We start from the raw sequence: 22,166 nt of genomic DNA, 5'->3' as shown, positions 1-22,166 counted from the left end.
TGTTGTGGCCCCTCTTTGAAATTGTATATTAAAATACCGCCACACATTGTAGCATTACGCATTATACAATGTGTGGCGGTATTCATATGGTGTTATTTACATTACAATGCTTTATTCGCGATGTCGTGACGATAGAATAAATGGTCACTTTTAATATGTGATACTTTATCATATGCATCTCGTTGTGCTTCTGCAACATTGTCACCTTTTCCTACGGCAAGTATGACTCTACCACCCGATGTCACGAATGTATCTCCTTGCTTTCGCAATCCACTAATAAAATAGTTTTCATTAAAGTCAAAACCACTTACTTCATGTCCTTTTTCATACGCATCTGGATACCCTTTTGAAGCTAACATAACTCCAACAATTGATTCATTTTTCCATTTAAATTGAATTTCTTTACCTTCATCTAAATCAATAATATGTTGCATTAAGTCACTTTCCATACGACTTAATAATACTTGCGCTTCAGGATCTCCAAAACGAGCATTAAATTCAATTACTTTTGGGCCATCCTTTGTTAAAATAGCACCAATATATAAGACACCAAAGAAATGATAACCTTCATTTAACATTGCTTGAGCAATCGGTTGAGCAATTGTCTCATTAGTCAATTTCAACACATCATCACTTATATGTGGAACTGGACAATAAGCACCCATGCCACCTGTATTTGGTCCTTCATCGTTATCATATGCACGCTTATGATCTTGTGCAATACAATCAAATGGCACTGCTAAATTTCCATTGACAAAGGTCATTAATGAAAATTCTTCACCTTCTAAGAAAGTTTCGAATACTACCGTACCTTCTTCTGCTTCACCATACATGATTTCTATTGCACTTCTTGCTGCTTCAATTGTATCCACAATGATTACACCTTTACCAGCAGCTAAACCGTCTTTTTTAATGACAACTGGTAATTCACAGTCTTCAATATATAATAATGCATCTTTTTTACAATCAACTTCTTTATAATCTGCTGTCGGAATATCATATTTTTCCATTATTTTTTTAGCAAATAATTTTGACCCCTCAATTTGTGCTGCTTGTTTGTTTGGACCAAATACTTTGAAACCATGTTGACGTAAAATATCTGCCAAACCATCAATCAATGGTTGTTCTGGACCTATAACTACCCAATCAATATTTTGATTTTTTGCAAATTCAAGTATCGCTTGGTGATCTGATTCAGCAATTTCAGTATGTACTTCAGCAACAGGTGACATTGCCTCGTTACCAGGAATTACAAAAACTTGTTTTACAAGGTCTGATTGATTAAGTTTATATGCTAGTGCATGCTCACGACCACCAGCACCTATTACTAATACATTCATTTAATGTTACGCCCCTTTAAAATTAATGTTTAAAGTGTCGAGTGCCTGTAATAACCATTGCAATACCATGTTTATTTGCCATATCAATTGATTCTTGGTCTTTAATAGAACCACCTGGTTGAATAATTGCTTTAATGCCATATTGAGCTGCAAGTTCAACTGTGTCAACCATAGGGAAAAATCCATCCGATACTAATGCAACACTATCATTTATTTCAATTGCTCTTTCTAACGCAATTTTAGCTGCACCAACACGATTCATTTGTCCTGCACCAATACCAACAGTTTGTTTATTATTGCTTAAAATAATCGCATTACTTTTCACTGAAGGTACGACTTTCCATCCAAGTAACATTGCTTCCCATTGTTCATCTGTTGGCTCAACATCTGTCACAATTTTCATTTCTTCTTTCGGCACAACATAATTATCTTTATCTTGAACTAAATATCCACCAGATACAGAAACAAACTCCTCTTCATTACTATCCAAAGTCATATCGATTTCTAACAATCTTACATTTTTCTTTTGAGTCAAAATATTTAAAGCTTCATCTGTAAATTTAGGTGCAATAATAACTTCTAAAAAGATACTGTGTAGTTGCTCTGCTAATTTTGATGTTACAGTTCTGTTTAATGCAACAATCCCACCAAAAATTGATTGACTATCCGCTTCGTAAGCATGTTGAAAAGCTTGTTCAATAGTATCGCCAATACCAACACCACAAGGATTCATATGCTTAACTGCAACTGCTGCCGGCGTATCAAATTTTTTAACTAAGGCTAACGTCGCATCTGCATCTTTAATATTGTTATAACTTAATTGTTTCCCATGTAATTGTTTAGCGCCTGCAATCGTGTGCTTTGCATTTGAAGTTCTTACAAAATATGCTGATTGTTGAGGGTTTTCACCATATCTTAATGTTTCTTTGTCCCCTTTAAAGAAACGTACAATTGCTGCATCATAGTCTGCAGTATGTTCATATACTTTAATCATTAATGATTTTCTAAATTCTTCATCTAATGAATCATTTTTTAAGCGTTCCAACACTTCGTTATAATCAGAAGGATGCACAATTGTAGTCACATATTTATAATTTTTAGCTGCAGCACGCAACATAGTTGGTCCACCGATATCTATATTTTCAATTGCTTCATCCGTTGTTACGTCGGGATTTGCGACAGTTTCTTGGAAAGGATATAAATTAACAACAACCATATCTATTAAATCAATTTGTTGTTCTGATATTTCATTCAAATGCTGTTGTTTATTTCTATCCGCTAAAATACCTCCGTGAACAGCTGGGTGTAATGTCTTCACACGTCCGTCCATGATTTCGGGAAAATGAGTTAATTCTGAAACAGAATGAACGGGTATATTTGCTTCATCTAATATACGTTTCGTTCCTCCAGTAGAATATAATTCATAATCTAATTGAGTTAACGCTTTAGCAAATTCTACAATACCTGTTTTATTTGATACGCTTAAAATAGCTTTCTTCATCACAAATATACTCCTTATTTTACAATTTTAGCTATAACACTTGGATATAATTCATATTCCAATCGCTTAACTTTCTCTTCTAATTGTTCTTTCGATTCGTCCGGTCTAATATCACATTGTCTTTGTTCTATAATTTCTCCAGTATCCATGCCACTATCAACATAATGAACTGTTGAACCTGTGATTAAATCACCACTTTGATAAGCTTGTCCTATTGCGTCAATCCCCTTATATTTCGGCAATAGTGATGGATGTATATTTAAAATTTTCCCTTCATATGAAGCTAATAAGTCTGGACCAATTAATCGCATATAACCAGCTAAAATAATCCACTCCACATGATCTTTGTTTAATAATGTTACTAAATGTTGCTCATAATGCGCCTTTGAACTGAATTGTTTTGGTTCATTTACATATACAGGAACTTGATGTCTCTTTGCTCTTTCTATACAAAAAGCATCTTGATGATCCGTATATAAAGCTGTAATTTCGATATTTTCTAATTTGCCTGATTCGACATGTTCAACGATATTTTCAAAGTTACTTCCTGAACCTGATGCAAAAATTGCAATCTTAACCATTGTTATACCCCCAACAACTCAATTGCTGTATCTTCGTTCTTTACAATTTGACCAATTTGATATGCTTCGATACCTTCTTCTTTTAAAATATCCAAAGCACGTGACGCGTCTTTTTCATCTACAATGACTGTATAACCGATACCCATATTGAATATGTTATACATTTCTGTTGTTTCAATTTCACCTTGTTGTTGTAACCAATCAAATATTTTTGGTGTTGGGAACGATGTTACATCAATTTGTGTAGCATATCCTTCAGGTAATGCACGTGGTATATTTTCATAAAAACCACCACCAGTAATATGGTTCATTGCTTTAATAGAGATGCGCTTTTTCAAAGCAAGTACAGGTCTAACATATAATCTTGTTGGTTCCAAAAATACATCGATAAATGGTCTACTATCAAATTCAGTAGATAAATCAATACCTGACTTTTGAATTAATTTACGTACTAAGCTGTATCCATTTGAGTGAATACCACTAGAAGCAAGACCAATAATTACTTGCCCTTCTTTCACTTGTGAACCATCGATATAATCAGCTTTTTCTACTGCACCAACTGCAAATCCTGCTACATCATACTCGCCCTCGTGATACATTTCTCCCATTTCAGCAGTTTCTCCACCAATTAATGCGGTATTCGTTTCTACACATGCATCACTAATTCCTTTTACTATTTGTTCAATTATTTCTGGCACAACTTTGTTCGTAGCAATGTAATCTAAAAAGTATAATGGTTCAGCACCCGTTGTTAAAATATCATTGACACACATCGCAACTGCATCGATACCGATTGAATCATGTTTGCCATTATCTATCGCTAACTTCAATTTCGTACCAACACCGTCGGTACCGGAAACTAATACTGGTGCAGTCATATTTAATTCTGACAAATCAAAAGTAGCACCAAATCCTCCTAAACCACCAATAACTTCTTTACGCATCGTACGTTTAACATGACTCGACATTCTTTCTACCGCTTCATAACCAGCATGGATATTTACACCAGATTGTTCATATGCTTTAGACATTTAAATTTCCCTCGCTATCAAAAAAGTGTTTGTTTTTAGAAATATATTGTTTCTGTCTCTCACTTAAATGTGCTTTATAATTCGCTTCATAATCATACAGTCCTGCAGGGTAATCACCAGTAAAACTTTCTACACATAAGCCACTATATGGAGCATCATAATCTAAACCGATTGATTCGATTAAACCATTTACTGTTAGATATGATAAAGAATCAGCACCTATATAATCCTTTATTTCTTCAGGTGATTTACTTGCAGAAATTAATTCAGCTGTCGTTGAGACATCGATACCATAAAAACTTGGAAACATAAATTCTGGAGATGCAATACGTACGTGAACTTTATTTGCACCGGAATCCTTTAACATTTTTACAATGCGACGAATTGTCGTTCCTCTTACAATCGAGTCGTCAACAAGTATAATATTTTTACCGTCTACAATATCTTTCACTGCAGATAATTTCACTCTTACACCTTGTTCACGTAATTCTTGAGTCGGTTGAATAAATGTTCTGGCAACATATTGATTTTTTACAAGACCCATTTCATATGGCAAACCAATTTCTTCTGCATATCCACTAGCAGCTGATAATGAAGAATTCGGCACACCAATTACCATATCTGCATCAACAGGACTTTCTTGAGCTAACTTTTTACCTGATGCTTTTCGAACTGCATGAACATTTTTGCCAGCAATAGTTGAATCTGGTCTCGCAAAATAAATGTATTCCATGGCAGAAATAGCAGTTGTCGTATGATGTGTATAAGATTTAACAGTAATACCATCGTCATTAATTACAACATATTCACCAGCATGAATATCTTGGACATATTCCGCTCCCAATACATCAATCGCACATGTTTCACTAGCAAGAATATACGTATTGTCTTTCATCTTACCTACAACAAGCGGTCTAATGGCATTTGGATCAACAGCACCATATAATGCATCTTTCGTTAAAATAGCGAAAGTAAAACCACCTTTGACTTTGCGGAGACTTTCTTTCAATGCTTCTTCAAAAGTGGGTGCCTTACTACGACGAATCAAATGCATGATTACTTCAGTATCTGAAGATGAATGGAAAATGGCACCTTGTTTTTCCAAATTTCGACGTAACGATTGAGCATTAATAAGATTTCCATTATGACAAATACCTACACTCATATCGTAAAAGTGATATAGAAATGGCTGAATATTTTCAATACCTTTATTACCTGATGTTGCGTAACGAACATGGCCGATTGCATGTTCATATCCTTTTAATTGTTCCATTTGATGATCTTTAATTGCTTCGGTTAACAATCCAAGCCCACGTTCACCTTTTAATTCATCTTGATTAGAAACAACAATACCTGCACCTTCTTGTCCACGATGTTGCAAACTGTGCAGTCCCATATAAGTTAATTGTGCTGCTTCAGGATGATTCCAAATACCAAATACGCCACATTCTTCGTTTAATCCTGAGTAGTTAAACATTGAGCAATAGCCCCTTCCCATATTTCTTTAATATCTGAAACATTTTCACTAACTTCAGTAAATGGCGTTGTAACTTTGAAATTATCACTATCAGTTAATCGACCAATTTCAACTGCATGATCAATATTTAATGTTTCTCCTGCTTTAACAGATACAATATAACGCCCTTGTGTTTCACTAAATAACTGAGCATTTGTTAAATCAATAGAAGTATTAAGCCCAATTCCGTAATGAGCACTTATTTTGGCTAACGTTAACAATAAGCCACCTTTACCAACTGTTTGTACATGAGAAAGTTTACCTTCACGAATGGCTGCTTTAATCGCTTCACCTTTAGCAACTTCAGAACTTAAATCAAGTGCTTCGAATTCGTGATTTACTTTACCGAAAATTAACTTTTCAAGTTGGCTACCACCAAAGTCATCTTTAGTATCACCAATTAAATATAATTTATCACCAACCTGTGGCTCGAAATCATTTAAATAATCAACATTTTCAATTAAACCAACCATTCCAACGACTGGCGTTGGGAAAATAGAAGTCCCTTTCGTTTCGTTATATAATGAAACATTTCCAGAAACAACAGGTGTTTTAAGTATGTCGCAAGCTTCTGCCATACCTTTAGTTGAATCGATTAGTTGTTGATAAATTTCTTTCTTTTCAGGGGAACCATAATTCAAGCAGTCTGTCATTGCTAATGGTGTTGCTCCTACGGCAATTAAATTACGATATGCTTCTGCTACAACCATCTTTCCACCTTCATATGGATTGTTATATACGTATCGTGCTTCTCCATCAATTGTTGAGGCAATAGCTTTATTAGTACCTTCTACACGAACAACAGAAGCTTGAAGTCCTGGCTTAATAATTGTGTTTGCACCAACTTGTTGATCATATTGATCATATAAATAATGTTTTGATGCAAGTGTTGGATGTTGTAACAATTTAAAGAATGTATCTTTAACATCGATTTGGCTATAGTCATTTTTTGAAGTATTGTAGTCTTTTTCTTCTCCTTCTAAAATATATACAGGCGCTTCATCAGCAAGAGGTTCAACAGGAATATCAGCAAAAACTTCATCTTCATATGTTAAAACAAAACGATTGGTATCTGTAACTTCACCAATTACAGCACTATCTAGTTCATGTTTATCAAATAAATCTAGAAACTTCTGTTCTGTTCCTTTTTCAACAACTAGTAACATACGTTCTTGTGTTTCAGACAACATCATTTCATATGGTGAGATACCTGGTTCACGAGTTGGGACTTGATCCAATCGTAAGTGCAATCCACTGCCACCTTTTGCGGCCATTTCAGAAGATGATGATGTTAAACCAGCTGCACCCATATCTTGAATACCAACTAACTCATCAAAAGTGATAGCTTCAAGCGTAGCTTCCATTAATTTTTTCCCTACAAATGGGTCTCCTATTTGAACAGATGGACGTTTACTTTCACTTTCTTCAGTTAATTCTTCAGAAGCAAAAGTAGCTCCATGGATACCATCACGACCTGTTTTTAAACCAACATAGATAACTGAATTGCCGATACCTTTTGCTGTACCTTTTTGAATCATGTCATGATCTATAACACCAACGCACATTGCATTAACTAGTGGATTGCCATCGTATCGTTCATCAAATTCAATTTCACCAGCTGTTGTTGGTATGCCGATACAGTTACCATAGCCACCAATACCTTTAACAACACCTTTAAGTAATCGTTGGTTCTGCTTATTATCTAATTCTCCAAATCTAAGACTGTTTAATAAGTTAATTGGTCTCGCACCGATTGACACGATGTCACGAATAATTCCACCTACACCTGTAGCCGCACCTTGATATGGTTCGATTGCAGATGGATGATTATGAGATTCGACTTTAAATACCACTGCCTGATTATCACCAATATCGACAACTCCAGCACCTTCACCTGGTCCCATTAATACATGTTCACCTGTCGTAGGAAATTGCTTTAAAAATGGTTTAGAATGTTTATAAGAACAATGTTCACTCCACATTACAGAAAAAATACCAGTTTCTGTAAAATTTGGTTGTCTGCCTAAAATGTCACAAACCTTTTCATATTCTTGATCACTTAATCCCATATCTTGATATACTTTTTCAAGTTTAATTTCCTCTACACTTGGTTCGATAAATTTAGACATGTTGTTCCCTCCAACTTTTTACCATTGCTTCAAATAATTTAACGCCACTGTCAGTACCTAATAACTTTTCTAATGCTCTTTCAGGATGTGGCATCATACCACATACATTTCCTTCTTTATTTATAATTCCAGCAATATCAGCATAAGAACCATTCGGATTATTCACATATTTCAGAATAATTTGATTGTTATCAATTAATTGTTTATACATTTCATCTGTACAATAATAATGTCCTTCTCCATGGGCAACGGGGTATATTACTTTTTCACCTTGCTCGTAAAGATTTGTAAATGATGTTTGATTATTTACAATTTCCAACTCTTCATTTCTACTAATAAATAAATGAGAATCGTTGTGCAGTAAAGCACCAGGTAATAAACCAATCTCTGTTAATATCTGAAACCCATTACAAACACCTAATACAGGCTTTCCTTCTTCTGCTAAACGTTTAACTTCAGAAATAATTGGCGCTACACTAGCCATCGCTCCAGATCTTAAGTAATCTCCAAATGAGAAACCTCCAGGAATAAGAACACCGTCATATCCTTTTAATGATTTCTCTCTATAATCTACATAATCCGCTTCAACACCACTTTTAATAGCAGCATTATACATATCTCTATCGCAATTGGAACCCGGAAAAACAAGAACTGCAAACTTCATCTTATGCATTCTCCTTTTCATCAATCACTTTATAGCTATACTCTTCGATTACTGTATTAGCAAATAATTTCTCACTTAGAGTAGTAATGATATTATGAACTTTTTCATCACTTACCTCATCAACCGTCATATATAATACTTTTCCTACACGAATATCATTTACTTGCGAATAACCTAGGTCATGTACTGCTCTATTAAGTGTTTGACCTTGTGTATCTAATACTTGTGGCTGTAATGTGATATGTAGTTCAATTGTTTTCATTATTTTAAATCCTCCAATTTATTTAAAAATATTTGATATGTTTCTATTAATGAACCAGTATTATTTCTATATACATCTTTATCAAAATTTACATTTGTATCTTTATCCCAAATACGACATGTATCAGGAGATATTTCATCTGCTAATAAAATTTTACCTGTTTCAGTTTTTCCAAACTCAATCTTAAAATCCACTAATTTTAAATTCATTTCTTTCATTAATTGTGTCAACACTTCATTGATTGCTAATGCTTTCGTCTTTAATATTTTAATGTCCTCATCATTTACAATATTTAATAATTTGATATGATCATCAGTAATCAAAGGATCATTTAAATCATCATTTTTATAGAAAAATTCTACAAGCGGCTCTTTAAATATTTGTCCATTTTCTAAACCTAGACGTTTAGTAATAGAACCACTCGCAATATTACGAACAACCACTTCTAAAGGAATGATTTTCACCGATTCTACGAGTTGCTCTGTATCGGATAACTGCTTTATAAAATGGCTTTCAATGCCATTTTCTTGCAAATATTTAAATATGATTGACGTAATTTGATTATTTAATCGCCCTTTACCAACCATAGTATCTTTTTTCGCACCATTGCCTGCAGTTACTTCATCTTTATATTCAACTCTCAATTCATGATTATTATTTGTTGAGAAAATACGTTTTGCTTTTCCTTCATATAAAAGTGTCATGATTTAATTTCTCCCCTCAAATTTAGCGTACATATCTTTTTCAGTTTGATTAATATCATTAGTTAATACTGTCATATGTCCCATCTTTCTATTATCTTTACGTTCATTTTTACCATAAACGTGTAAATGCCATTCTGGGTGTTTTGTAAATTCTTCTTCTAACAAATTTAAATCTTTTCCTAACAAGTTCATCATTACTGCTGGTTTTAATAATTCAATCTCATTTGGTAATGATTGACCAGTAACTGCTAAAATATGTGTATCAAACTGTGAATAGTCACATGCTTCAATCGAATAATGTCCGGAATTATGTGGTCTTGGCGCAATTTCATTTACATAAAGTTGATTATTTCTATCTATAAAGAACTCAACTGTAAACGTGCCAATAAAATGAATTGCTTTTATAATTTTTTCAACTTGTTCTTTCGCTTCTTCGGTTTTATCAATACGCGCTGGAACAATAGTTTTAAATAATATTTGATTTCTATGTTCATTTTCTTGTAAAGGGAAATAAGTAATTTGATTGTTGATTCCTCTTGTAACAGTAAGAGATACTTCTTTTTGAATATCAAGATATTTTTCAGCGACACATTCATTTTTATCAATTAATGCATAAACATCTTGTAAACCTGCTTGATTTTCTACTAAAATTTGACCTTTGCCATCGTACCCACCAAATCTTGTTTTTACTATGAATGGATAACCTAACGTTGCAATTGCTTTATCAATATCATCAGGTTGTTTAATTGATACAAAAGGAACTACTTGGGTACCTGCATTTAACAATGTTTCTTTTTCAGTTAAGCGGTCTTGTAATAACTGTATGGCTTGGTACCCTTGTGGAATATTATATTTTTCAGTCATTAATTTTAATTTTTCGGCTGAAATATTTTCGAATTCATAAGTAATCACATCACAATTGTTACCTAATTGATTAAGTGCTTCTTCATCATCATAATTCGCGTGTATAAATGAATGTGCAACATATCTACACGGACAATCTTCATTCGGATCTAACACAATCACTTTGTATCCCATTTTCTGAGCTGATTGTGCCATCATCTTGCCAAGTTGACCTCCACCGATAATTCCAATAGTCGCGCCAAATTTTAATTTATTGAAGATCATTTTGCATATCCTCCACTTTTTGAATTAATGATGCTTCATACTGATCAAGTTTTTTAGCTAACTTTTCATTTTGAATGCTTAGCATTCTCGCTGCAAGTATCCCAGCATTTTTAGCACCCGCCTTACCTATTGCCGTTGTAGCAACCGGAATACCTCCTGGCATTTGTACAATTGATAGTAAAGAATCTAAACCTTTTAAACTTTTAGTCTCAATCGGAACGCCAATGACTGGTAATGTTGTTAAAGATGCGACCATTCCTGGTAAATGCGCTGCACCACCAGCACCTGCAATTATAATATCAATGCCTTTTTGTCTTGCTTCGGAAGCAAATTTTACCATCATTTTTGGCGTACGATGTGCTGACACCACTTGTTTTTCGTACGGAATTCCAAAATAATCCAACATGCTACAGCTTTCTTGCATAACTTTCCAGTCGGAAGAACTGCCCATAATGACTGCTACTTTCACTTTGTACACCCTTTCAAAAGTTTGAATTGTGAATTACTTTAGTTGTATATTATAGATATAGCATAACAAGCAATTTCTGCTTTTTCAATCAAAAATCGAACTTTATTTTAAATTTTTGTTTGAATTTACGTCTTTTGCTATGTAAATTAGAAATATAATAATACAAAGTTAGGATATTTTATTAGGAGGAGAAATTTTTATGGTTGCTAAAATTTTAGATGGCAAACAAATTGCCAAAGACTACAGACAAGGGTTGCAAGATCAAGTTGAAGCGCTAAAAGAAAAAGGTTTTACACCTAAATTATCAGTTATACTTGTAGGTAACGATGGCGCTAGTCAAAGTTATGTTCGATCAAAAAAGAAAGCCGCTGAAAAAATTGGAATGATTTCAGAAATCGTACATTTAGAAGAAACAGCTACTGAAGAAGAAGTATTAAACGAACTGAATAGATTAAATAATGATGACTCTGTAAGTGGAATCTTGGTACAAGTACCACTACCAAAACAGGTTAGCGAACAAAAAGTATTAGAAGCAATTAACCCAGACAAAGATGTTGATGGTTTCCACCCAATAAATATTGGAAAATTATATATCGATGAGCAAACCTTCGTTCCATGTACGCCTTTAGGAATTATGGAAATATTAAAACACGCTGATATAGATTTAGAAGGCAAAAATGCTGTTGTAATTGGTCGTAGTCATATAGTTGGACAACCAGTTTCTAAGTTATTACTTCAAAAAAATGCATCTGTTACTATCTTACATTCGCGCTCAAAAGATATGGCTTCATATTTAAAAGATGCGGACGTTATTGTCAGTGCAGTGGGTAAACCTGGTTTAGTTACAAAAGATGTTGTTAAAGAAGGTGCCGTTATTATAGATGTAGGTAATACACCTGATGAAAATGGTAAATTAAAAGGCGATGTTGATTACGAAGCAGTTAAAGAAATTGCTGGTGCCATCACACCGGTTCCTGGTGGAGTTGGTCCCCTAACTATTACAATGGTTTTAAATAATACATTACTTGCTGAAAAGATGCGTAGAGGTATTGATGCATAAATTGATTTTAAAACGAATGAGATAAACATATATTTTTATATGCTCTCGTTCGTTTTTCTATGTGAATTTGCGACAATATTTACAAGATAAATATTAAGAAAGCAATTCAACATTTAGTAAATCCAAACGTGTTAGCAGTTATATTTGTTTAATAAATTGGCTACGAAATATTTATTCAGTACCTCGAATTAAGTTAACTTTATTTTCAAATTATACTTTGTATATTGTTTTTACAATTGTGACAGATTTTCAAAACAATAATTATTTCTTCATTAATTATAAATTTATATTTAAATTTCATTCTTTATACGGTAAGATTAGGACTATAGTATGATGTGTAAATAATAAAATTTAAGGTATAGTAAAGTTAACTCAGAAATGACTTATCATTCGGAGGTTACATTATGAATAAACTATTACAGTCATTATCAGCCCTTGGTGTTTCTGCTACGCTAGTAACACCAAATTTAAGTGCAGAAGCAACTACGAACCATACACCGCAAATTAAAGGCGCAAATGATATCGTTATTAAGAAAGGTCAAGATTATAACCTTCTAAACGGCATAAGTGCATTTGATAAAGAAGATGGAGATTTAACTGACAAAATCAAAGTTGATGGTCAAATTGATACAACTAAATCTGGTAAGTATCAAATTAAATATCATGTCACAGACTCAGATGGCGCAATTGAGACTTCCACAAGAAGTATCGAAGTTAAATAATTCTATAAATAAAAGGTAGCAAATCATTCAATTTGCTACCTTTTTATTTTTAAAGTTGCTAAACATTCACCCATTTCAAAACATTATTTTAATCATTCAACTTTTTATAATTCATAATGTTGTAAATAAGATGATTTTTTTCTCACTAATTTATCACCATTTCATTTAAGTAGGTTTTGCAATATATATATCCATTTAAAATGGTCATATATTTTTATATACAATTGCCCTTTCACTTTGCTCAGTTTCAAATTTGTGAAGGGCAATTTTGTTATTACTAAAAAAATAACCATCCAAAAATAAGTACATGATTGTCTTATTGAAGTACACTTATTTGATAATTCTCAACTTTTTTTATTTTCTTTCAATTAACCTCTAAATGACACTCATTCTCAGATTCCCTCTTAAATATGAAGCTTTTTTTCAAAAATCCTTCTAGTCACAAAATGTACACATAATTTTAACAAATGTGTGAACCCCCGTCATACCTTGATTTCTCTACATTTTTGATACAATTTTATTAATTTTTTTCCCATAAGGCCTTGTAAATATTGTGTAATAACTTAAAATTAATGTTAAGCCCTACATTTGTAGTATTAGGAGGTCAAAAAAGTGTCAAAATTTAAGTCTTTGCTTCTATTATTTGGCACACTAATTTTACTTAGTGGTTGTTCAAATATAGAAATTTTCAACGCAAAAGGGCCAGTAGCAAGTAGCCAGAAGTTCTTGATCATTTATTCAATTATCTTCATGCTTGTTATTTGTTTCGTTGTACTTGGCATGTTCGCCATTTTTATTTACAAGTATAGTTATAATAAGAATGCCGAATCTGGTAAGATGCACCATAATGCCATCATTGAAACAATATGGTTTGTAATACCTATCTTAATCGTTGCTGCTTTAGCTATTCCTACAGTTAAAACATTATACGATTACGAAAAACCACCGAAGAGTGAGAAAGATCCAATGGTTGTATACGCAGTTAGTGCCGGATACAAATGGTTCTTTGCTTATCCAGATGAACATATAGAGACTGTTAATACTTTAACAATCCCTAAAGATCGTCCAGTTGTATTTAAGCTTCAAGCAATGGATACAATGACTAGTTTCTGGATTCCACAATTAGGTGGTCAAAAATATGCCATGACTGGCATGACAATGAATTGGACGTTAGAAGCATCTCAAACTGGTACATTCAGAGGTCGTAACTCTAACTTCAATGGTGAAGGATTCTCACGCCAAACATTTAAAGTAAATGCTGTTAGTCAAAAAGACTACGACAAATGGGTGAAAGAAGTTAAAGGTAAGAAAACGTTAGATCAAGATACATTTGATAAACAATTATTACCTAGCACTGCTAACAAACCTTTAGAATTTAATGGTACACATATGGCGTTTGTAGATCCTGCAGCCGACCCAGAATACATCTTCTATGCATATAAACGTTTCAATTTCAAATTGAAAGATCCAAACTTCACTAGTGAAGAAGATATGTACAAAGATGTATCAGACAAACCATTAATACCTGCTCGTAAAGCTCAAATTACAAATGCGAACTACAAACGACATGGTATGAAATTGATGATTCTTGGAAATGACGAACCATATAACAATGAGTTCAAGAAAGATGAATCGAAAAATGCGAAAGAAATGAAGAAAATTTCTAAAGATGCGCAAGATCAAGACAATGATGATCATGGAGGTGGACATTAATGAATTTTCCATGGGATCAATTACTAGTTAAAGGTAACTGGATGATTACAATGGCACAAATTGGTGCCCCATTCTTAGTTATTGGTTTAATTGCAGTAATTACTTACTTTAAATTATGGAAATATCTTTACAGAGAATGGTTCACGTCTGTAGACCATAAGAAAATCGGTGTTATGTATTTAATCTGTGCCGTATTAATGTTCGTCCGTGGTGGTATTGATGCGTTACTTATTCGTGCGCAATTAACAGTACCAGATAACAAGTTTTTAGAATCAAACCACTATAACGAAATTTTTAGTACGCATGGTGTAATCATGATTATCTTCATGGCAATGCCATTTATCTTTGGTTTATGGAATATCGTAGTTCCATTACAAATTGGAGCACGTGATGTTGCATTCCCAGTTTTAAACAACGTAAGTTTCTGGCTATTCTTTGCAGGTATGATTTTATTCAACCTGTCATTTATTATTGGTGGTTCACCAGCAGCTGGTTGGACAAACTATGCGCCACTAGCAGGTGAATTCAGTCCTGGTCCAGGTGTTAACTATTACTTAATAGCTATACAAATTTCAGGGCTTGGTACCCTAGCTACCGGTATCAACTTCTTTGTAACAATTTTAAGATGTAAAACACCAACTATGAAGTTTATGCAAATGCCAATGTTCACAGTAACAACATTTATTACTACATTAATTGTTATTCTTGCTTTCCCTCCTTTAACAGTAGCGTTAGCATTAATGACAACTGATAGAATATTTGACACTGCATTCTTCACAGTTGCAAATGGCGGTATGCCAATGCTTTGGGCTAACTTCTTCTGGGTATGGGGGCACCCTGAAGTTTATATCGTTATCCTACCAGCATTTGGTATTTACTCAGAAATTATTCCGACATTCGCTCGTAAGCGTTTATTCGGACATCAAAGTATGGTATGGGCAACTGCCGGTATCGCGTTCCTTAGTTTCTTAGTTTGGGTTCACCATTTCTTCACAATGGGTAATGGTGCGTTAATCAACTCATTCTTCTCAATTTCAACAATGCTGATTGGTATTCCAACCGGTGTGAAATTGTTTAACTGGTTATTAACATTATATAAAGGTCGTATTACATTTGAGTCACCAATGCTGTTCTCATTAGCATTTATACCAAACTTCCTATTAGGTGGTGTTACTGGTGTAATGTTAGCGATGGCATCAGCTGACTATCAATATCACAATACGTATTTCTTAGTAGCTCACTTCCACTATACATTGGTTACTGGTGTTGTATTTGCCTGCCTAGCTGGTTTAATCTTCTGGTATCCTAAGATGATGGGTTACAAATTAAACGAAACATTAAACAAATGGTGCTTCTGGTTCTTCATGATTGGATTTAACGTTTGTTTCTTACCACAATTCATTCTTGGATTAGATGGTATGCCACGTCGTTTATACACTTACATGCCATCAGATGGTTGGTTCTTATTGAACTTTATTTCAACTATCGGTGCATTACTAATGGCAATCGGATTCTTATTCCTAGTTGTTAGTATCGTATATAGTCACATCAAATCTCCACGTGAAGCTACTGGAGATAACTGGGATGGCCTTGGTCGTACTTTAGAATGGACTACTGCTTCAGCAATTCCACCTAAATATAACTTTGCTATCACACCAGATTGGAATGACTACGACACATTTGTTGATATGAAAGAACATGGTCGTCATTACTTAGACAACCATAATTACAAAGACATTCATATGCCAAACAATACACCAGTTGGTTTCTGGATCGGTATCTTTATGACTATCGGCGGTTTCTTCTTAATTTTCGAAACTGTTATTCCAGCGTTATTATGCTTATTCGGTATTTTTGGTACTATGATTTATCGCAGTTTCCAAGTCGATCATGGATACCACATTCCTGCTGCTGAAGTTGCTGAAACTGAAGCTCGATTAAGAGAAGCGCGTATTAAAGAAAGGGAGGCTGTAAGTCATGAGTCATGATACAAACACTATTGATTCACGCACACATGAAGGCGAATTAAATAAGCTTGGCTTTTGGATTTTCATTACAGCCGAATTTGCGTTATTCGGTACCCTATTTGCAACACTATTAACTTTGCAACACGGTGGCGATTATGCAGGTAAAATGACTACTGAGTTATTTGAATTGCCTCTTGTTTTAATAATGACGTTTGCATTATTATTCAGTTCTTACACTTGTGGTATTGCAATCTACTACATGCGTCAAGAGAAGCAAAAGTTAATGATGTTCTGGATGATCATCACGTTACTTTTAGGTTTAGTCTTTGTTGGATTCGAAATTTACGAATTCGCACACTATGCATCAGAGGGCGTTAACCCAACTATCGGCTCATACTGGTCTAGTTTCTTCATCCTATTAGGAACACATGGTTGTCACGTATCGTTAGGTATCGTTTGGGCCATTTGTTTATTAATCCAAATCCAACGACGCGGATTAGATAAGTACAATGCGCCAAAATTATTTATCGTAAGTTTATACTGGCACTTTTTAGATGTTGTTTGGGTATTCATCTTTACTGCCGTATATATGATAGGGATGGTGTATAGCGGATGAGTACAATAATGAAACATACAGTCGGATTTATCGCATCTATCGTATTAACGCTTTTAGCAGTTTACGTAACACTATACACATCATTAACATTCCATGCGAAGTTGACAATTATCTTTGGCTTTGCATTCGTTCAAGCAGGACTTCAATTATTAATGTTCATGCATTTAACTGAAGGTAAAGATGGACGTTTACAAACTTTCAAAGTTATCTTTGCTCTTGTCATTACACTATGTTTCGTAATCGGAACATACTGGGTTATGCAAGGCGGTCACTCTTCTCACTTATAAACAACATTTAAATAATGTAAAGTTTAACCAGCTAACACTATGTTAGCTGGTTTTTTATATTACTATTCAATTTAGTAGAAATGTCAACGTGATATAAAGCACTTTCTAGATTACTCTATTTAATAAATTACTGCCTTTCATTAAAAATATCTAATATATTCCAAATTTTTATTATGTTCATTTACAGATGATTTTTATCTTTGTAAAAATATAATTGGTCACCTACAGGTTTTATGTTTATCCTCAACCTACTTTCTTCTCCATTCATACAGCTACCCAAATTTAAATAATCAAAATTGTACATTGTAAAAGCATCATTTTAATCTGAAAGTCATTAATTTAAAATCCCCTTCTTTATTTTCAAATCAAAAAAGAAGATATAATATGCAGTATGATCATTTCAGGTTTAACTTTCCCTTAATGTCATTTCGCATATTATACCTTCCATAATTTTATTGAACTATAACGCCCTTTGTATTGTAAGGTTTATTTTGTTTTAAAATATTATTATATATGTGCTTGATTTGAACTTCATTATTACCCTTAACATTTCGAGCAAGTACTACAACATATTTATCATTATAATACACTGTGAACACTTGACCGAAGAATCCACCATTTAGACGATTTAATGTTGGTTTAACATAAAAACCATAGCGATATTCATCTGGATATTGTTTCGTACCAAACTCATGTAATAATGGATTAGTTATTTTAGGATTAAATAGTTTATTTTGTTGTATTTGTGTAATTAATTTCCCCATATCTGATGGAGTCATATATAAATTACCTGCACCATAGTATTGCTGTAATATATTAGGCTTTAAGAATGATAACCCTGTAGTGTTATACGAATAACCTTTAGCTAAGTATTGTTTGAATGGTTTTTCATCGTAAAATGCTGAATGTTCTAATTTTAATGGGTCACTAATTTTTGTATAATAGTTTTCTGCATAAGATTTTCCAGTAACTTCCTCTATTACTTTAGCTAGTACTAAATAATTCCCATCATTGTACATATGTTTTTTGTACTTCTTAGGATCAATACCTCGCTTTTGAATCGCTCTAACTGCTTGATCTAAGTTCTTATAGTCTTTAGAAGATTTATATTTGTATAATCCACTTTGATGTAACATCAAATCTTTCAAAGGTATTGGTTTTGATGTTTTGAACCAAGGAATATATTTACTAACAGGATCATTAATGTTTATTTTATGTTCTTCTTCTAATTGTTTTAACAATAAGCCCGTTGAAAATTTTTGAGCAGAACCTATTAAAAACATCGTATTTGGTGTGTTTTTAATACCTTTTTCAAAATCTTGATAGCCATAACCTTTACTCATCTTCAATTTACCATTTTCATAAATGGCTACTGATCCATTGAACAATGAACTTTGTAAATACTGATCAATTTTCTTATATTTAGGGTCTTTGCTATTGTAAACGGTCTTTAACTTAGAAGGTGCAGCTTTATCCTTATCTCGATCTACCAAATATTTTTCATTATCAGATAACTTTGTTTCTTTATGAATTGGCTCGAGCGAACTCGTTTTAGTCTCCCAATGATGGAAAACTAATGCCAAACTAATAATGATGAACAATAGTACACACGCATGTATAACTAATTTTACTTTATTAAATTTCATTTGATAATTGCCTCACAATGTTTTCGTTTTTATTTGTAAATAGTTTCCATATAAACTAGCTTAGTTATATCAAAGCTTTATAATTAAAAACTGTCGTTTACACTTAAAACTATTTAGTAATATTTTTTCAATTAAGCTCTTATTACAACAAAATTAATTATACCTTATCGCATTGTATAAATCACTTGAATTTATATTACGCCTTTAATTTTTTTAGACATCATACTAAAGTCGCATTATATTTTTAAAAATGCTTTTTGTTTTAACAAAACATTCAAATTACAAGCAACTTTGTCATAACATTTGTAATTTTTACTATAAAGTACTACAATTTAAGGCTATAATGTACTAGTAATGATGTTGTATTTTTAACGTTCAACTAATTATATTTTAAAATAATGATTATGATTTAACAAAAAATTTAATATAGGAGCATCAATCATGAATAAATTTTTAAAATACTTTTTGATCCTTCTAGCATTGGTTCTAATTGTTGTTCCAATAGTCTATGCTACGTTACTTTTTAAAACGTCTCAAGACGCATTCGAATCTTCTCAAGATAGTAAAAATGCTAATCGTCAATCCAATTTACGTGACAAAAAAGTAAATCCTGAAGAACAGCCTATCTCGATTCTATTTTTAGGTATCGATGATAATGATGGCAGAAGAAAGAAAGGGCAAGATGCTGAACACTCAAGATCAGATGCTATGATTTTAACTACTTTTAATCAATCTAAACATCAAATTAGAATGCTTAGTATTCCCCGTGATACAATTAGTTACATTCCAAAAGTTGGATACTATGACAAAATCACACATGCCCATGCATATGGTGGCCCAATTGCCTCAATGGATTCTGTTGAAGCTACAATGAATGTTCCTGTTGATTATTATGTAAGAGTCAATATGAAAGCATTTGTAGAGGCTGTAAACGAGCTTGGTGGCATTTACTATGATGTGCCATATGACTTAAATGAACCTAACACAGATGATACTGGAAAGATTAAAATTAAAAAAGGTTACCAAAAATTAAATGGTGATGAAGCTTTGGCAGTTGCTAGAACGAGACACCATGATTCAGATTTAAAACGTGGTCAACGACAAATGGAATTAATTAAGATTTTATTCCAAAAAGCACAAGAAGTTGATTCTATCGACAAATTAGATAATGTAATTCAAATTGTTGGTAAAAATGCTAAACATAATTTAACGAACTCTGAAATTAAAGCTTTAGCAAAAATGTATTTAACAAACGATGTTAAAATCAAAACTGCACAATTAAAAGGTAAAGATGATATGTTGAATGGCATTTACTACTATCATCCTAGCGTTGAAAGTATTCAAAAATATGCAAACTTACTTCGTGAAGATTTAGAACTATCACCTATTAATGATAAAAATGATTTCTTAGATCAACGTGTTATTAACCATTACGGTTCTTTAATTCCATTAACTCCTTTAGATAGTAGTTTGTTGAGAAAAGAACAAAATGATACGACTGATAAAGATAAAGATAAGTCTTCTGACGATAATAGTGACTCTAATAGCCAACAACAAACTGCAACAGATCAAAATACAAATCAAAACCAAAATAATGCGCAACAAACACCACAGACTACAAATAATCAAAATGGCGTAACAAATTAACATTAATTAGATATTAATCTTGAACATAAACTATTTATGAAAGGAGCATCATATATGAGTCGAAAAACATATGAAAAAATCGCTAATATAAATGGTATGTTTAATGTGTTAGAACAACAAATTATTCATAGTCAAGATATGGCTCATTTTAGGAGTGAATTTTTTTACGTCAATCATGAGCATCGCGAAAATTATGAAGCACTCTTAATTTATTATAAAGATAGTATTGAGAACCCTATTGTAGATGGTGCATGTTATATATTAGCATTACCCGAAATTTTTAATAGTGTCGATGTTTTTGAATCAGAATTACCATTTTCATGGGTTTATGATGAAAACGGCATTACTGAAACAATGAAATCACTAAGTATTCCATTACAATATTTAGTTGCAGCTGCTCTTGAAGTTACAGATGTAAATATATTTAGACCTTCAGGATTTACTATGGGAATGAATAACTGGAATATTGCCCAAATGCGAATTTTTTGGCAGTACACAGCTATCATTAGAAAAGAAGCAATGTAATCAATTATTTTTACTAGCTATAAAGATGATTAACTTGAATCATTTTTATAGCTTTTTTTATTTGTTTTTAAAAAGAAATATCATCCCCTTCTAGATATGGTATGATGTATAAATTAATTTAAATGTTTGTGTTATAAATTTGGAGGTATTAGATGTTTAAAAAAGTTATTAATCAACAAATGTTAGAAGACTGTTTTGCGATTAGAAAAAAAGTGTTTGTTGAAGAACAAGGTGTACCTGAAGAAAATGAAATAGATGACTATGAATCAATTTCTATTCATTTAATTGGTTATGACCAAGATAATCAACCCATTGCTACAGCACGTATTAGACCTATTGATGAAAAAGTTGTAAAAATAGAACGAGTTGCTGTAATTAAATCTTATCGTGGTGCAGGTATTGGTAGAAAACTTATGCAGGCTGTTGATTCTTTGGCAAAGGATGAAGGTTATGAGAATGTAACAATGCATGCACAATGTCATGCTATTCCATTTTATGAAAGTTTAAACTTTAAAAAGCGAGGTAATATATTTCTTGAGGAAGGCATTGAACATGTCGAAATGATGAAAAAATTAACCCCATTTAATTAAAAAAAGTTGTATCTATTTTAGAAACATTTGTAATAAACCAATTCTTAAATTGACATCAATTTTATTTA

At 32.8% G+C, this 22,166-nt stretch carries 21 protein-coding genes; 9 read left to right on the top strand and 12 right to left on the bottom strand.

Annotated features, from left to right (window positions below; genetic code table 11):
- Window positions 1-101: 101 nt before the first annotated feature.
- From purD to purE, 11 genes are read right to left on the bottom strand one after another with little or no spacing between them, the layout of a single operon-like run.
- Window positions 102-1,340, bottom strand: a complete 1,239-nt coding sequence (gene purD, locus ML436_05075; protein ID UMT79106.1) for a phosphoribosylamine--glycine ligase — start codon at window positions 1,338-1,340, stop codon at window positions 102-104.
- Between the two features lie 22 nt (window positions 1,341-1,362).
- Window positions 1,363-2,841 carry a bifunctional phosphoribosylaminoimidazolecarboxamide formyltransferase/IMP cyclohydrolase gene (purH, locus tag ML436_05070; GenBank protein ID UMT79489.1) on the bottom strand — a complete coding sequence of 493 codons (1,479 nt, stop codon included), beginning with the start codon at window positions 2,839-2,841 and terminating at the stop codon, window positions 1,363-1,365.
- A gap of 14 nt (window positions 2,842-2,855) precedes the next feature.
- Window positions 2,856-3,422 (bottom strand): phosphoribosylglycinamide formyltransferase, encoded by a 567-nt coding sequence (purN, locus tag ML436_05065; GenBank protein ID UMT79105.1) that lies wholly within the window; start codon window positions 3,420-3,422, stop codon window positions 2,856-2,858.
- A gap of 2 nt (window positions 3,423-3,424) precedes the next feature.
- The gene (purM, locus tag ML436_05060; protein ID UMT79104.1) at window positions 3,425-4,453 is read right to left on the bottom strand and encodes a phosphoribosylformylglycinamidine cyclo-ligase; all 1,029 of its coding nucleotides are present in this window, start codon (window positions 4,451-4,453) and stop codon (window positions 3,425-3,427) included.
- The gene (gene purF / locus ML436_05055; protein ID UMT79103.1) at window positions 4,446-5,930 is read right to left on the bottom strand and encodes an amidophosphoribosyltransferase; all 1,485 of its coding nucleotides are present in this window, start codon (window positions 5,928-5,930) and stop codon (window positions 4,446-4,448) included. The genes purM and purF overlap by 8 nt, the downstream gene beginning before the upstream one ends.
- Complete coding sequence (gene purL / locus ML436_05050; protein UMT79102.1) at window positions 5,909-8,098, bottom strand: phosphoribosylformylglycinamidine synthase subunit PurL; 2,190 nt, start codon at window positions 8,096-8,098, stop codon at window positions 5,909-5,911. The genes purF and purL overlap by 22 nt, the downstream gene beginning before the upstream one ends.
- The gene (purQ, locus tag ML436_05045) at window positions 8,091-8,762 is read right to left on the bottom strand and encodes a phosphoribosylformylglycinamidine synthase I (GenBank protein ID UMT79101.1); all 672 of its coding nucleotides are present in this window, start codon (window positions 8,760-8,762) and stop codon (window positions 8,091-8,093) included. Before purQ ends, purL begins: the two co-directional genes overlap by 8 nt.
- A 1-nt stretch (window position 8,763) precedes the next feature.
- Window positions 8,764-9,024, bottom strand: coding sequence for a phosphoribosylformylglycinamidine synthase subunit PurS (gene purS, locus ML436_05040; protein ID UMT79100.1), 261 nt, complete (start codon window positions 9,022-9,024; stop codon window positions 8,764-8,766).
- Window positions 9,024-9,728, bottom strand: a complete 705-nt coding sequence (locus tag ML436_05035) for a phosphoribosylaminoimidazolesuccinocarboxamide synthase (protein ID UMT79099.1) — start codon at window positions 9,726-9,728, stop codon at window positions 9,024-9,026. Before ML436_05035 ends, purS begins: the two co-directional genes overlap by 1 nt.
- A 3-nt stretch (window positions 9,729-9,731) precedes the next feature.
- A complete protein-coding gene (gene purK / locus ML436_05030; GenBank protein UMT79098.1) occupies window positions 9,732-10,856 on the bottom strand; it encodes a 5-(carboxyamino)imidazole ribonucleotide synthase in 1,125 nt (374 codons plus the stop codon).
- A complete protein-coding gene (purE, locus tag ML436_05025; protein UMT79097.1) occupies window positions 10,843-11,325 on the bottom strand; it encodes a 5-(carboxyamino)imidazole ribonucleotide mutase in 483 nt (160 codons plus the stop codon). Before purE ends, purK begins: the two co-directional genes overlap by 14 nt.
- Window positions 11,326-11,524: 199 nt before the next feature.
- Between purE and folD the strand changes: the two genes are divergently transcribed.
- From folD to qoxD, 6 genes are all read left to right on the top strand, one after another.
- Window positions 11,525-12,385, top strand: coding sequence for a bifunctional methylenetetrahydrofolate dehydrogenase/methenyltetrahydrofolate cyclohydrolase FolD (gene folD, locus ML436_05020; protein UMT79096.1), 861 nt, complete (start codon window positions 11,525-11,527; stop codon window positions 12,383-12,385).
- A 404-nt stretch (window positions 12,386-12,789) separates the two neighbouring features.
- A complete protein-coding gene (locus tag ML436_05015) occupies window positions 12,790-13,107 on the top strand; it encodes a DUF5011 domain-containing protein (protein ID UMT79095.1) in 318 nt (105 codons plus the stop codon).
- Window positions 13,108-13,719: 612 nt separating this feature from the next.
- Window positions 13,720-14,820 (top strand): cytochrome aa3 quinol oxidase subunit II, encoded by a 1,101-nt coding sequence (qoxA, locus tag ML436_05010; protein ID UMT79094.1) that lies wholly within the window; start codon window positions 13,720-13,722, stop codon window positions 14,818-14,820.
- On the top strand, window positions 14,820-16,808 hold the full coding sequence (qoxB, locus tag ML436_05005; protein ID UMT79093.1) for a cytochrome aa3 quinol oxidase subunit I: 1,989 nt from the start codon (window positions 14,820-14,822) through the stop codon (window positions 16,806-16,808). The genes qoxA and qoxB overlap by 1 nt, the downstream gene beginning before the upstream one ends.
- Window positions 16,798-17,403, top strand: coding sequence for a cytochrome aa3 quinol oxidase subunit III (gene qoxC / locus ML436_05000; GenBank protein ID UMT79092.1), 606 nt, complete (start codon window positions 16,798-16,800; stop codon window positions 17,401-17,403). Before qoxB ends, qoxC begins: the two co-directional genes overlap by 11 nt.
- Before the next feature lie 8 nt (window positions 17,404-17,411).
- Complete coding sequence (qoxD, locus tag ML436_04995) at window positions 17,412-17,690, top strand: cytochrome aa3 quinol oxidase subunit IV (protein UMT79091.1); 279 nt, start codon at window positions 17,412-17,414, stop codon at window positions 17,688-17,690.
- 452 nt (window positions 17,691-18,142) lie between these two features.
- On the opposite strand, the gene fmtA is transcribed toward qoxD, so the two are convergent.
- Window positions 18,143-19,336: a teichoic acid D-Ala esterase FmtA gene (gene fmtA / locus ML436_04990; GenBank protein ID UMT79090.1), complete on the bottom strand. Its 1,194-nt coding sequence runs from the start codon at window positions 19,334-19,336 to the stop codon at window positions 18,143-18,145.
- Window positions 19,337-19,777: 441 nt separating this feature from the next.
- On the opposite strand from fmtA, the gene ML436_04985 reads away from it, so the two are divergent.
- The 3 genes from ML436_04985 (at window position 19,778) to ML436_04975 (ending at window position 22,098) form a co-directional block, all read left to right on the top strand.
- A complete protein-coding gene (locus ML436_04985) occupies window positions 19,778-20,983 on the top strand; it encodes a polyisoprenyl-teichoic acid--peptidoglycan teichoic acid transferase (protein ID UMT79089.1) in 1,206 nt (401 codons plus the stop codon).
- Window positions 20,984-21,037: 54 nt separating this feature from the next.
- Window positions 21,038-21,508, top strand: coding sequence for an osmotic stress response protein (locus ML436_04980; GenBank protein UMT79088.1), 471 nt, complete (start codon window positions 21,038-21,040; stop codon window positions 21,506-21,508).
- 152 nt (window positions 21,509-21,660) lie between these two features.
- Window positions 21,661-22,098, top strand: coding sequence for a GNAT family N-acetyltransferase (locus tag ML436_04975; protein ID UMT79087.1), 438 nt, complete (start codon window positions 21,661-21,663; stop codon window positions 22,096-22,098).
- Window positions 22,099-22,166 lie beyond the last annotated feature (68 nt).

The organism is Staphylococcus roterodami (genome assembly GCA_022493055.1).
Lineage (GTDB): Bacteria > Bacillota > Bacilli > Staphylococcales > Staphylococcaceae > Staphylococcus > Staphylococcus singaporensis.
This window is presented reverse-complemented; position numbering and strand designations above follow the sequence as displayed.